Source organism: Vibrio sp. J1-1 (genome assembly GCF_021728395.1).
Classification (GTDB): domain Bacteria; phylum Pseudomonadota; class Gammaproteobacteria; order Enterobacterales; family Vibrionaceae; genus Vibrio.
Genome location: NZ_JAKKCM010000010.1, coordinates 20,278 through 33,457, shown reverse-complemented (window position 1 = coordinate 33,457; position 13,180 = coordinate 20,278). Strand labels below are relative to the sequence as shown.

At 46.8% G+C, this 13,180-nt stretch carries 9 protein-coding genes; 1 reads left to right on the top strand and 8 read right to left on the bottom strand.

The features are described from left to right. Window positions 1-26: 26 nt before the first annotated feature. From parC to nudF, 6 genes are all read right to left on the bottom strand, one after another. Window positions 27-2,312 carry a DNA topoisomerase IV subunit A gene (parC, locus tag L3V31_RS16015; RefSeq protein ID WP_237317333.1) on the bottom strand — a complete coding sequence of 762 codons (2,286 nt, stop codon included), beginning with the start codon at window positions 2,310-2,312 and terminating at the stop codon, window positions 27-29. Between the two features lie 3 nt (window positions 2,313-2,315). After that, complete coding sequence (parE, locus tag L3V31_RS16010) at window positions 2,316-4,196, bottom strand: DNA topoisomerase IV subunit B (protein ID WP_237317330.1); 1,881 nt, start codon at window positions 4,194-4,196, stop codon at window positions 2,316-2,318. 251 nt (window positions 4,197-4,447) lie between these two features. After that, window positions 4,448-5,032: an esterase YqiA gene (yqiA, locus tag L3V31_RS16005; RefSeq protein WP_237317328.1), complete on the bottom strand. Its 585-nt coding sequence runs from the start codon at window positions 5,030-5,032 to the stop codon at window positions 4,448-4,450. A gap of 47 nt (window positions 5,033-5,079) precedes the next feature. Then, entirely contained in the window at window positions 5,080-5,886 is an 807-nt protein-coding gene (cpdA, locus tag L3V31_RS16000; RefSeq protein ID WP_237317326.1) for a 3',5'-cyclic-AMP phosphodiesterase, read from the bottom strand. A 46-nt stretch (window positions 5,887-5,932) separates the two neighbouring features. Then, a complete protein-coding gene (locus tag L3V31_RS15995) occupies window positions 5,933-6,391 on the bottom strand; it encodes a DUF1249 family protein (protein ID WP_237317324.1) in 459 nt (152 codons plus the stop codon). 3 nt (window positions 6,392-6,394) lie between these two features. Beyond that, window positions 6,395-7,042: an ADP-ribose diphosphatase gene (nudF, locus tag L3V31_RS15990; RefSeq protein ID WP_237317322.1), complete on the bottom strand. Its 648-nt coding sequence runs from the start codon at window positions 7,040-7,042 to the stop codon at window positions 6,395-6,397. A gap of 228 nt (window positions 7,043-7,270) precedes the next feature. Here nudF and tolC point away from each other — a divergent pair, with 228 nt between their 5' ends. Beyond that, window positions 7,271-8,593 (top strand): outer membrane channel protein TolC, encoded by a 1,323-nt coding sequence (tolC, locus tag L3V31_RS15985; protein ID WP_237317320.1) that lies wholly within the window; start codon window positions 7,271-7,273, stop codon window positions 8,591-8,593. Window positions 8,594-8,751: 158 nt separating this feature from the next. Here the strand turns inward: tolC and hldE are convergent, their stop codons facing one another. Continuing rightward, window positions 8,752-10,182, bottom strand: coding sequence for a bifunctional D-glycero-beta-D-manno-heptose-7-phosphate kinase/D-glycero-beta-D-manno-heptose 1-phosphate adenylyltransferase HldE (gene hldE / locus L3V31_RS15980; RefSeq protein WP_237317318.1), 1,431 nt, complete (start codon window positions 10,180-10,182; stop codon window positions 8,752-8,754). Window positions 10,183-10,249: 67 nt separating this feature from the next. Then, entirely contained in the window at window positions 10,250-13,093 is a 2,844-nt protein-coding gene (glnE, locus tag L3V31_RS15975) for a bifunctional [glutamate--ammonia ligase]-adenylyl-L-tyrosine phosphorylase/[glutamate--ammonia-ligase] adenylyltransferase (protein WP_237317316.1), read from the bottom strand. Window positions 13,094-13,180: the final 87 nt, after the last annotated feature.

The window sequence follows — 13,180 nt, the reverse complement described above, 5'->3', positions numbered from 1 at the left end:
ATTGGCTGGGATTTTTGTTTATATTTCTATTCGCTTTCGCTCGACTCTTCAGTGTTGCTCGACTCACCGAGCTCAACTTCGATTCGTGTCACTCGTTGTAAACCTCTTGGCAATAGACTGCCTCGACGACCACGCTCACCACGGAAGTTCTCTAAGTCGGTTGGTTTCAAGCCCAGCTTGCGCTTGCCAGCATAAAGTGTCAGAGAGGCTCCCTGTGGCAGAGCCATCAGATGAGATAATACTTCTTCACGCTCTTTCGCTTTTGCTGCAGGAATGTTGATGATCTTATTCCCCTTACCTTTCGCTAATTGTGGCAGGTCTTTAATTGGGAACAACAACATACGTCCTTGGTTCGTGATCGCCAAAATTTCATCAGAGTCTAGATCTTCAACCTCTTTAGGCGTCATTACTTCAGATTTAGCAGGCAAGGTCACCAAAGCTTTACCGCTGCGGTTCTTGGACAACAGATCGGAACCTTTACATACAAAACCGTAACCCGCGTCAGAGCCCACCAGCCAAAGCTGATCTTCTTCACCCATAATAACTTGGCGAATGCTGCTACCAGCGGTGATGTTCAGGCGACCAGTAATTGGCTCACCCTGGCTACGAGCGGATGGTAAAGAGTGCGATTCAAGAGAGTAGCTTCGACCATCACTGCCAAGGAAAACGGCAGGTTGGTTACTCTTACCTCGCGCATGCGCCAGATATTTATCACCAGACTTATAGTTCAAGCTTTCCGCTTCAACTTCGTGGCCTTTAGCGTGACGAATCCAGCCTTTTTCAGACAGAACAACCGTAATTGGTTCACTCGGAACCAGATCACGCTCAGTTAGCGCTTTCGCTTCCGAACGCTCTACCAGTGGCGAACGACGGTCATCGCCGTATTTTTCTGCATCTGCTTTGATCTCTTTCTTCAGCAGCGTATTCAGGCGGCGCTCAGAACCTAATAGCAGTTCGAGCTTCTCACGTTCTTTTTCCAGCTCTTCTTGCTCACCACGGATCTTCATTTCTTCCAGCTTGGCAAGATGACGAAGTTTGGTATCCAGAATCGCGTCTGCTTGAATATCAGTAATGCCAAAACGTTCCATCAGCACCGCTTTTGGATCGTCTTCAGTACGGATGATCTCAATCACTTCATCAAGGTTCAGGTAAGCAACCAACAAACCTTCTAAGATGTGCAAGCGAGCCATCACTTTATCTAAACGATGCTGTAAACGACGGCGAACCGTAGTGCGGCGGAACTCAATCCACTCCGATAGAATCTGAACCAGACCTTTCACTTGAGGACGGTTATCCAGACCAATCATGTTCAGGTTAACGCGGTAGCTTCGCTCTAGATCAGTAGAAGCGAACAAGTGATTCATCAACATATCGCAATCGACTCGGTTAGAACGAGGAACGATAACGATACGAGTTGGATTCTCGTGGTCCGATTCATCACGAAGGTCTTCGACCATTGGTAGCTTCTTCGCACGCATTTGGTTTGCGATCTGCTCAAGTAACTTAGAGCCTGACACTTGGTGCGGAATCGACGAGATGACGATATCCGTCCCTTCTTTATGCCAGACTGCACGCATCTTGATGCTGCCGCGTCCGTTACGGTAGATCTTTTCAATTTCCGCTTGTGGTGAAATGATCTCAGCTTCCGTTGGGTAATCCGGACCTTTCACGTACTGCATTACATCCGGCAGTTCCGCTTTAGGGTTATCGATCAGATGGATTGTTGCGTCAGCTACCTCACGTACGTTATGCGGAGGAATATCAGTCGCCATACCAACCGCGATACCCGTTACGCCGTTAAGCAGGATATGAGGAAGACGCGCAGGCAGCATTTGCGGCTCTTTCATCGTGCCATCAAAGTTTGGCTGCCACTCAACCGTGCCCTGACCTAATTCGCCCAGTAGTACTTCGGCAAATTTAGACAGTTTCGCTTCGGTATAACGCATCGCAGCGAAAGATTTCGGATCATCCGGCGCACCCCAGTTACCCTGACCGTCAACCAGTGGATAACGGTAAGAAAACGGCTGAGCCATCAATACCATCGCTTCGTAACATGCCGAGTCGCCGTGCGGATGGTATTTACCCAACACGTCACCGACAGTACGTGCTGATTTTTTGTATTTTGCTGATGCCGAGAGACCTAGCTCCGACATCGCGTAAATGATACGTCGTTGAACCGGCTTCAAACCATCGCCAATGTATGGCAATGCGCGGTCCATAATTACGTACATCGAGTAATTCAGATAAGCGTCTTCGGTGAACTTGCGCATCGGCAACTGTTCAACGCCATCGTAAGTAATTTCTGTAGACATTCGTTAAACCTCTGCCAAATCGCCGTTGTTTTGTAACCAAGAGCGACGGTCATCTGCACGCTTCTTACCAAGCAACATGTCCATCATTTCCATGGTCGCCGCAGAGTCGTCAATGGTTAACTGAACCAGACGACGTGTGTTTGGATCCATGGTGGTTTCACGCAGCTGTAATGGGTTCATCTCACCCAGACCTTTGAATCGCTGAACGTTGATTTTGGCTTTCTTCTTCGACAGACGCTCTAGTACGCCATCTTTTTCATCGTCATCGAGTGCGTAGAACACTTCTTTACCGCAGTCGATACGATACAGTGGCGGCATGGCAACGTAGATATGACCCGCTTCAACCAATGCACGGAAGTGACGTGTGAACAGCGCACACAGCAGTGTGGCGATGTGTAGACCGTCCGAGTCCGCATCGGCAAGGATACAGATTTTACCGTAACGAAGGCCATCTAGGTTATCATTGTCAGGGTCGATACCTAACGCAACGGAAATGTCGTGCACTTCTTGAGACGCCAGAACTTGGTCAGCAGACACTTCCCAGGTGTTCAGAATCTTACCGCGTAGCGGCATCACCGCTTGGAACTCACGGTCACGCGCCTGTTTTGCAGAACCGCCCGCCGAGTCCCCCTCGACAAAGAAGATTTCTGTGCGATTTAAGTCTTGCACAGAACAGTCGGTCAATTTACCTGGCAAAGCTGGACCTGACGCGACTTTCTTACGCACGACTTTTTTGCTTGCACGCATACGACGATGCGCGTTAGCAATACAAACTTCAGCCAATTGTTCTGCCAGTTGCGGCTTTTCGTTCAACCATAGGCTGAAGGCATCTTTCACCACGCCTGATACGAATGCAGCCGTTTGACGAGATGAAAGACGCTCTTTGGTTTGACCGGCAAATTGCGGATCTTGAATCTTTACCGATAGTACGTATGAACAACGGTCGAAGACATCATCACCAGTCAGTTTGACGCCACGAGGCAACAGGTTGCGGAATTCACAGAACTCGCGCATTGCGTCCAACAAACCTTGGCGCAGGCCGTTTACGTGTGTACCACCCTGAGCAGTAGGGATCAGGTTGACGTAACTTTCGGTGATCATCTCGCCGCCTTCTGGCTGCCAAATCACGGCCCAGTTTGCGGCTTCGGTTTCTGCTGAGAATTCACCGGTAAACGGTTCTTCCGGCAGAACCGTGTAGCCTTTAACACCTTCAACCAGATAGTCTTTCAGGCCGTCTTCATAGAGCCACTTATAGTCTTTGTTATTAACCTTATCAGTAAAGGTAATTTCTAAGCCCGGGCAAAGTACCGCCTTCGCACGTAGGTTATTGACCAAACGCGTCACAGAGAAGTTGGCCGAGTCAAAGTACTTCGCTTCTGGCCAGAAGTGTACGCTGGTACCACGATTACGTCGGCCACATGTGCCGGTTACGGTAAGGTCTGAGACTTTATCACCATGCTCAAAAGCAATCTCATAGACCTGACCATCGCGACGTACTGTCACTTCAACACGTTTAGACAGTGCATTTACTACCGAAATACCTACCCCGTGAAGACCACCGGAGAACTGGTAGTTTTTATTCGAGAATTTACCACCCGCGTGAAGCTTACATAAGATCAGCTCAACACCAGAGACTTTCTCTTCAGGGTGGATATCAACAGGCATGCCTCGACCATCATCGATCACTTCCAGTGATTGGTCAGCATGTAGGATGACTTGTACTTTTGAGGCATGTCCGGCTAGCGCTTCATCGACACTGTTATCGATAACTTCTTGGCCCATATGGTTCGGGCGCGCTGTATCCGTATACATCCCTGGTCGGCGACGTACTGGCTCTAAGCCATTCAGTACTTCAATGGCCCCAGCATTATATTGTTCAGTCATAATACGGAATTGTTCTCAAAGTTTATTTGTTACCTGCAAAACACGAATCAGAATGTGTTTACTCAGGAAACGAAAAAGCCACCCTGTTTGTATCTTTAAGTGTTTGTAAATCTGATACATAACAAAGTAGCCAGAGTCTATGACCCTTAAGATCTTTCAGCAAAATATAGTCGGAAAGCAAACCGCCTATGTCAAGCAACAGTTGGATATATCAGTAAAAACTATGAGCGTATTCCAATCGTTCCTATCGATTACAGTTGTAGAAATTCGATAATCTTTGCAGGATAACGCTCGAAGCCTACAAAACTGTGATCACCGCCTTGTTCTACGGTTTGCTTGGATTGTGCAAACTTATTTACCGCCTGACGATAGTCCAAAACCTCGTCTTCGGTTTGCTGCAGTAGCCAAAACGCGTCTGGCAATGCGATGCTTTGTACATCAAGAGCTTTCAACTCGTCAATATGGCAAGTTTCAAGTGTATAAGTTTCATTCGTGTAGGGGTTTGTTTGTTCGCCCAAATAGTCGACTAACAATTCATAAGGTTTGACGGCCGGATTAACAACCACCGCTTTAAACCCAAATTGACTATTCAACCAAGTCGACATGAAGCCTCCTAGTGAACTGCCTACTAATCCGATTCGGTAATCGTTTTGATACTGCTCGACGATTTCTAATAAGAGTTGAGCAGCCAGCTGAGGAAAACACGGCAACTGCGGAATGATCACTTTGATGTCCGGACGATGCTGCTGACAATACTCTCTCATCAGATTCGCTTTCATTGAGAGTGGTGAGCTATTAAAACCGTGGATGTACAGCAATAGTGAAGGTTTCATCATAAAAGTCTCACATAAAAAGAAAGCCCGAACATGATGTTCGGGCAGGATTAGTATCCGTTCGAAGAGAAATCTGGTTGGAACAGACCTTCCGGCAATCGATTAACCTGCGTGGTAATCTCACCCGTTGCATGCAGCTCTAACTCTCGCCAGCCAGGCGAAGTGATATCTAGTGCAAAGTCATCTGAGTTAGGCTTGAATTGCACACACGTAGAAGGTGTCGCCATGACTCGAATACCATGATGAAGCACATTCATATCTTGGTGAACGTGCCCGCACAGAATCCCTTTAACACCATCAAAACGCTCAACAATCTGCCAGAATGCTTCTGCATCTTTGAGTGTGTGTTGGTCTAGCCATGCGCTACCAACAAGAATTGGGTGGTGATGCAACAATACCAGCGTATAACGCTCAGGATGCTCGATTAACTTTTCTTCAAGCAGTCTCAGCTGCTGATCGCTTAAACGACCGTGTGGAACACCGACAACTTGAGAGTCAAGCAGGATCACTTGCCACTTATCACCAAGCAACACATGTTCCGTCGCCTTAATCTGCTCTGATGGAAGCACACTTCCCATATTGGGTTTGTAGTCATGATTGCCCGGCAGCCAGAAACAATCTTTCTCGAGCGGGGCAATACTAGCTGCGAATCGTTGATAAGACCCCGCACTATGATCTTGCGAAATATCCCCGGTTGCTAAAATGTAATCAAACTCCACTTTGCGGCGCAAAACCTCATCAACCACAGCAGAAAAGCTGTCGGCAGTTTTTACGCTCAGCAAACTTCCCTCATCGGCGTCAAACAGATGAGTATCCGTGATTTGTAAAAGTTTGATGCTGTCACTAGATGATTGCAAAATGAAAACCTGATTCTTCCACTATATTGTTATTTGTTATTTTCCTTTAATGACGCGACGAGCAATTGAAGGCAAGCGGTGTTCTACTGATTCCACTTCTTAAACAAAACGTCAGCCATTCACCAAGGAACGTGTTTAGTTGATGCTTTTCATCTCGTTGCATCAATTTGTCGTTGGGATAATCATATTTAGCTTTAATACGAGAGAAGTCTCCGCTTGAGCATACTTCGGCAACTCTCGCATCGTGGTAGAGCCTGACAGACATTGTCGGTAAAGGAAACACTGGTGTTTCATCACTCTGACATATCTCAACAACTGTGGTGTATTTTGTGACTTCATTCACGGTCAATTGATAAATCATATGCGCAGCTTGATAGCAGCGCACGTCACCGACCTCGGCAGAGACAGGCAGCAGGGCATTTAACTTAGCGTAATTGGTCTCATAGGTTCTCATTAGACCCGCTAAATCAACATGATATCGCTGTTTTTCAGCTATCTGCGCCATTACTTACTCTCCACCGTTATGGGGATTTACCCACTGTGATTTCAACTCAAGATGGTTTAATTGCAACCATTGTACTGCAATAATTGAAGCTGCATTTTCAAGTTTTCCATCTTTCACCCATTGATATGCTTCTTCACGGCTGATCACGTGAACGCGAATATCCTCATCTTCATAGTCTAAACCATGAATGCCATGTGCTTTAGAAGCATCGACTTCTCCGACAAAAATATCCAACTTTTCTGAGCATCCACCTGAAGAGGGGTAGTAAGACGTCATCGGAATAACACGCCCTACCTCAAGCCCCGCCTCTTCTTTAGCTTCTCGGCGGATCACGTCTTCAACGGACTCATCTCGATCTATCATGCCAGCAACAATTTCAAGCTGCCAAGGGTGATCATGTTCTAATGCACCAACGCGTATTTGCTCAATGATAACGACCTGATCCTTAATTGGATCATAAGGCAACATCGCCGCAGCATGTCCACGTTCGAACATTTCTCGCTCGACAACATCACTCCAGCCACCAGCAAAAAGCCGGTGTTTGAAACGGTACTTCACCATTTTAAAGAAGCCTTTGAATAAGGTTTCTTTCGAGATGATTTCCACATCTTGCGAAGTAAACTCGTCTTGTCGCTTGTCACACTGTTGCATTCAACACCTCTCTGAGTGAATCTTGTAGTGTACTCATTGTTAATCATTAGCTCAAAGGACTTGGCTCAACTTTTTGTATAATTGTTATAATTTATTTTAAGTATTATACAAATTTTTATTGCACAACTGGATAATTACGTGTAAAAAATGGAAAGTTTTGAGTAAATATCGTCCAAATTGGGTTAAACTACTGAGAATTAACCAATATATTGACCGCGGGAATAGAAAATGAAAAAATTGCTTCCACTATTTATCAGTGCAGCGCTAGGTAGCATAAGTGCATCGGCTTATGCAGACTCATTAGCTGACATCTATGACTTAGCAAAACAGAATGACCCACAATTGCTTAGCGTAGCAGCGCAGCGTGACCAAGCTTTCGAAGCAATCACTTCAAGCCGTAGTGCTCTTCTACCACAAATCAATTTAACTGCGGGTTACAACCTCACTCGTGGGGATACCGACCTGGATTCAGGCCCTAAAACGTCGAACGATAGTAATGACCTGACTGCTGGCATCAACTTCTCTCAAGAGCTTTACAACCGTGCATCTTGGATCTCTCTAGATACCGCTGAAAAAACAGCTCGTCAGGCCGACGCGACTTATGCCGCTACGCAACAAAGCTTGATCCTACGTGTTTCACAAGCTTACTTTGAAGTACTGCGAGCTAAAGATAACCTTGTGTTTGTTCGTGCAGAAAAAGCCGCTGTTGGCCGTCAGCTTGAGCAAACTAAGCAGCGTTTTGAAGTAGGTCTTTCTGCAATCACTGACGTGCATGATGCGCAAGCTCAATACGACGCTGTGCTTGCTGATGAAGTATTAGCAGAAAACGACCTGATCAACAGCTACGAATCATTGCGCGAAATCACAGGTCAAGAACACAAAAACCTGGATGTGCTAGATACCGCTCGTTTCTCTGCAAGCCGCTCGGATAGCCCTGCTGAAGAATTAATTGAAGTCGCAAAAGAGAAAAACCTAAGCTTGCTGTCTTCTCGTATTTCACAGGATATCGCTCGTGACAACATTTCTCTGGCAAGTTCAGGTCACCTGCCAACCCTGTCGTTAGATGGTGGTTACAACTACGGCGATACTTCTCACAGTGATCGCGATTACACCACTGATAACTTCAATATCGGCGTTAACCTAGCGCTGCCTTTATACACAGGTGGTAACGTCACGTCGCAAACTAAACAAGCTGAGTACGCTTATGTTGCTGCAAGTGAAGATCTTGAAGCTCAGTACCGCAGCGTAGTGAAAGATGTTCGCGCTCAAAACAACAACATCAACGCATCGATCGGTGCATTGAAAGCTTACGAGCAGTCGGTGGTATCAGCGAAATCAGCTTTAGAAGCGACTGAAGCAGGTTTTGATGTAGGTACTCGTACGATTGTTGACGTACTGGACGCGACTCGCCGTTTATACGATGCAAACCGTAACCTATCTAATGCTCGATACGACTACATTATCAGTGGTCTGCAACTGCGCCAGGCGGTAGGCACACTGAGTGAGCAAGATATCTTAAATATCGATGCTGGTCTGAAAGCCGTAAACTAATCAGTTAACAAGACAAGCAAAACGCCAGTTGAGAGTAAACAACTGGCGTTTTTTATTACCTGCGAGAAACAAACGGAAGAATAGGCATCTCAGGTTGGTGCAAAAAAGGCCACCCACGGCAGCCTTTCCATTGCGATTTAATTGAGATGATAGAGGACTTATCCTTTGCCACCTTTAATCGCATTGATGATTTCACTGGTTGAACAGCCATCTTCAAAGTTCAGTACGCGGACTTCACCGCCTGCAGCAATCACTTCTTTGCCACCCGCAATCTCTTCTGGTTTGTAGTCTCCACCTTTCACCAACAAGCTTGGCAGCACTTCTGAAATTAAGCGCTGCGGCGTATCTTCACTAAATGGCACGACCCAGTCTACCGCTCCTAAGCCAGCCAATACGGCCATGCGACGATCAGTCGGGTTAACCGGACGACCAGGACCTTTAAGACGCTTAACTGACTCGTCAGTATTCACAGCGACAATAAGGCGATCGCCCAGTTCAGCAGCATGGTTAAGGTAAGACACATGACCTGCGTGAAGAATATCAAAACAGCCATTCGTCATCACAACCTTCTCGCCTTTAGCACGTGCTTTTTTCACCGCTTCGATCAAAGCTTTTTCTGAAATCACACCAAAGTCAGTATCTTTACTACCATGCACCGCTTCAGCCAATTCAATTTCAGACAAGGTCGATGTCCCTAGTTTACCAACCACAACGCCAGCAGCCGCATTCGCTAGAGCACACGCTTCTTCAAATGATTTACCTGCTGCAACTGAAGCCGCCAAGACAGAAATAACGGTGTCGCCTGCACCCGTTACGTCATACACTTCTTTTGCTTGTGTTGGCAGGTGGAACGGTTCCTCACCACGGCGAATTAACGTCATTCCATGTTCACTGCGGGTAACCAGCAGTGCTTCAAAGTCAAACTCTTCCACAAGCGCCAGTGCTTTTTCCACCAGCTCCTGATCAGATTTCACTTTGCCGACAACATCTTCAAATTCTTTCATATTTGGCGTCAGAAGTGTCGCACCACGGTAGCGTTCAAAGTCGGCACCTTTTGGATCGATAAAGACAGGAACGTTGGCTGCACGCGCTTTCTGAATGTATGCCTGTACATGCTCAAGAGAGCCTTTGGCGTAATCTGACATGATCACGGCTTTAACATTTGGCAGAGCAGCGTCCATACGCGTGAGCACAGGTTCTGCGTCGGTATTTTCGAACTTGTCTTCGAAGTCCAAGCGGATCAACTGCTGACCACGGCTCATTACACGTAACTTGGTGATCGTTGGATACTCTGGCAACGGCACAAAGTCACATTTCACTTTGAGCGAGCTTAATGTTTCAGTCAGAACTTTCGCGGGTTCATCCATTCCTGTCAGACCAACAATGTGAGCATGACCACCCAATGACGCGATGTTCATCGCAACGTTTGCAGCGCCACCCGGACGCTCTTCATTGTTTTCTACTTTTACAACAGGGACTGGTGCCTCAGGTGAGATACGTCCAGTTGGGCCATACCAGTAACGATCTAGCATGACATCACCGATGATAAGCACACCAGCGTTGTTGTAATCAGGTAGAATTGGTTTCATTATTGGTCTCCAAAAATTTAATCGGGCAGAGTTTACCACAGCGCTTGTCGTGGCTAAATAACTCGCCTTAACTGAACCACTGATTCCATGCCTGTTTCACCCACTCTCTTTCCGCAACAAATTTGCTCTCAGCCACATCGGCGTCTAGATTGAGTAAGTTTCGATGGTGTATCTCATTACGCATTGAGGTATAGGCGTTTATCAGCTGCATCGCTTGGTCTTCGTCCATCACCTGTTGTGCAATAAGCGTTTCAAAAATTCGTACGTTATCACACCAACGCGTGAGTTTAGGTTTTGTATGGCTGTAGTTGAGCACCAGATACTGAGCAAGGAACTCAATGTCCGTAATCCCCCCAACATCTTGTTTAAGCATAAAGCGCCCAGCTTTCTTTCCACCAAGGTGATCGCGCATTTTTTCGCGCATTTCGACGACCTCTTTTTTTAGCGTCGCTTGGTCGCGCGATTTACACAGCACATCATGTCGAGTGTTATGGAAAGCGATAACCAGGGGTTCATCGCCATAGATCATTCGGGCGCGAACCAAAGCTTGGTGTTCCCATGTCCAGGCTTCCTGATGCTGATATTCGTCAAATGCGTCAGTTGGACTCACCAGTAAACCCGAGGCTCCAGACGGACGTAAGCGAGTGTCCACTTCGTACAGAATCCCTGATGCGGTGCGGGTTGAGAAAATATGGATAATGCGCTGTGCTAAACGAAGATAGAACTGGCGACCATCGATTTCTTTCTTCCCATCAGTGTACACGTTGACCGGACAGTCGTGCATAAATACGATGTCCAAATCAGAGTTGTAACCCAGCTCCCAGCCACCAACTTTGCCGTAGCCAATAACCGCAAAGCCTCTGCCTTCACGATCTTTAACATGGGTAGGCTCACCGTACTTTTCTGACACCTGTAACCAAGCCTGACTGACAACCGCTTCTACTATAGATTCAGCCAGATAAGTTAAGTGATCACTCACTTTCATGACTGGCAGAGCGCCAGCAATGTCCGCCGCTGCAATACGCAGAATACAAATTTGTTTGAATTGACGCAGCGCCTCCATCTGCTGTTCCATGTCATCTTCTGGAATTCGCGCCAGAAAATCACGCAGCTCGGTTCGGTAATTGTCTAAAGGAATAGGATTGTACAGTTGCTGCGGATCAATCAGCTCATCAAGTAGGATTGGGTAACGCGATAACTGCTCAGAAATCATCGGACTTGCCGTACACAGCCTCACGAGTTGCACCAGAGCGGCTGGATGTTCATCCAATAACTCTAAGTAAGTGGTTCGGGTACAGATTTTGTGCAACAAGTGCAACACTCTAGGTAAACCAAATTGCGCGTCTGGGTGCGCGAATACCGCATCGAATACTTTAGGCATCAGTCTGTTGAGCACTTCTCGACCGCGTGGACCCAATGTTTTCTTGGCGATATCTTGCTTAAAATCGATAATGATTTTCGCACAGGAGACAAAATCTTCCATCTGAATATCTTGTTGCAGGATATGCTCAATCACATCTTGCTTTTTTGCCATATCCCACAACTCATGGAAATGGCGTGCAACATTACAGGCTTCGTCTTCTTCGTCATCGCCAATCAAAGAATCGAATACCTGATGAACATTACCCATGTGCTGTTGAGTCAGAGTGATCAACTGTTCCCAAGAGCCACATAGCATCGCTGTCGCCAGTTTCATGCGCTCAATGTCGCAATCTGGTAGTGTTTGTGTCTGCTTATCCGCCATTGCTTGCAGCAAGTTCTCTAATTGGCGCAAATACTTGTAAGCATCTTCCAGACTCTGTACGTCTTGTGGTGTTAACAAGGCAAGCTCTTCAATACCTTGCAGAGTTTCCAGCAAACCTCGATTACGTAAAGAGGGCTCCCGTCCACCTCGGATCAGCTGGAATACCTGAGCGATAAACTCAATTTCACGAATGCCCCCCGCACCAAGCTTGATGTTGTTGTTCAACCCACGACGACGTACTTCGCTACTTATCATCGACTTCATACGTCTTAACGACTGAATCGCACTGAAGTCGATGTAACGTCGGAACACAAATGGACGCAACATCTGACGCAGCTCTTGATACTGTGGGTACATTTCACACCCCATCACACGAGCTTTAACCATCGCATAGCGTTCCCAGTCCCTGCCTTGTTCCTGATAATAGTCTTCCAGTGCCGCATAGCTCATCACCAGTGGACCACTTTCACCAAATGGGCGTAAACGCATGTCAACGCGGTAGCAGAAACCATCAAAGGTTTGCTGGTCTAATGCTTTAATAATTCGCTGGCCCAGACGAGTAAAGAACTGCGCATTGGCAATGCTGCGGCGAGCACCCTGAGTTTCACCGTTTTCTGGATAAGTAAAAATAAGATCAATATCGGAAGAGAAGTTCAGCTCGCCACCACCAAGCTTGCCCATTCCAATGACTAACATCGGTTGAGCTTCACCTTCAGCATTGGTTGGTGTCCCCCACTCTTTACAACAAGCCTGATATTGCCATTGGTAAGTTTCGAAGATCAGCGCTTCTGCCAATTGAGAGAGGTGACTCAGTGACTCTTCCAGTGTCCAGGCATGAAGAAAATCCTTCCATGCAATATAAACCATCTCGCGATTACGGAACTGACGTAATACACGATGGCCTGACACCTCATCCTGACAATCTGCCAATAGTGCTGCCAGCCTTTCTCGGTAGGACGCCTGGCGACTAGGCTCCGCCACCATCTCAGGCAATTCCTGAGCGAGCTTTTCATCTCGATGAATGGTTTCGGTAATGAACTGGCTCAGACCAGACACATAATAAAATTGCTCTGCGATTTCACTTGGCCACAATTGAAAGTAGCCTGCTTGCTGAGCATTTTGAACGGCGGATTCAGCGACAGAAATCAAAGACGGGGGCAGCTGCATTTTTCTTCCTTGTGAAAAGCACGATGAATAAGGTTTATCTAGATCATTTAGTTATACCAGAGTTGACGCAAATAAAAACGCCCACAA

Excerpts from the sequence above, each read along its gene's own strand:
- L3V31_RS15995 (WP_237317324.1), bottom strand. The coding sequence starts at position 6,391 with ATGGCGCAGATAGCTGAAAAACAGCGATATCATGTTGATTTAGCGGGT.
- hldE (WP_237317318.1), bottom strand. The coding sequence starts at position 10,182 with ATGAAACCAATTCTACCTGATTACAACAACGCTGGTGTGCTTATCATC.
- tolC (WP_237317320.1), top strand. The coding sequence starts at position 7,271 with ATGAAAAAATTGCTTCCACTATTTATCAGTGCAGCGCTAGGTAGCATA.
- nudF (WP_237317322.1), bottom strand. The coding sequence starts at position 7,042 with ATGCAACAGTGTGACAAGCGACAAGACGAGTTTACTTCGCAAGATGTG.
- yqiA (WP_237317328.1), bottom strand. The coding sequence starts at position 5,032 with ATGATGAAACCTTCACTATTGCTGTACATCCACGGTTTTAATAGCTCA.
- parE (WP_237317330.1), bottom strand. The coding sequence starts at position 4,196 with ATGACTGAACAATATAATGCTGGGGCCATTGAAGTACTGAATGGCTTA.
- parC (WP_237317333.1), bottom strand. The coding sequence starts at position 2,312 with ATGTCTACAGAAATTACTTACGATGGCGTTGAACAGTTGCCGATGCGC.
- glnE (WP_237317316.1), bottom strand. The coding sequence starts at position 13,093 with ATGCAGCTGCCCCCGTCTTTGATTTCTGTCGCTGAATCCGCCGTTCAA.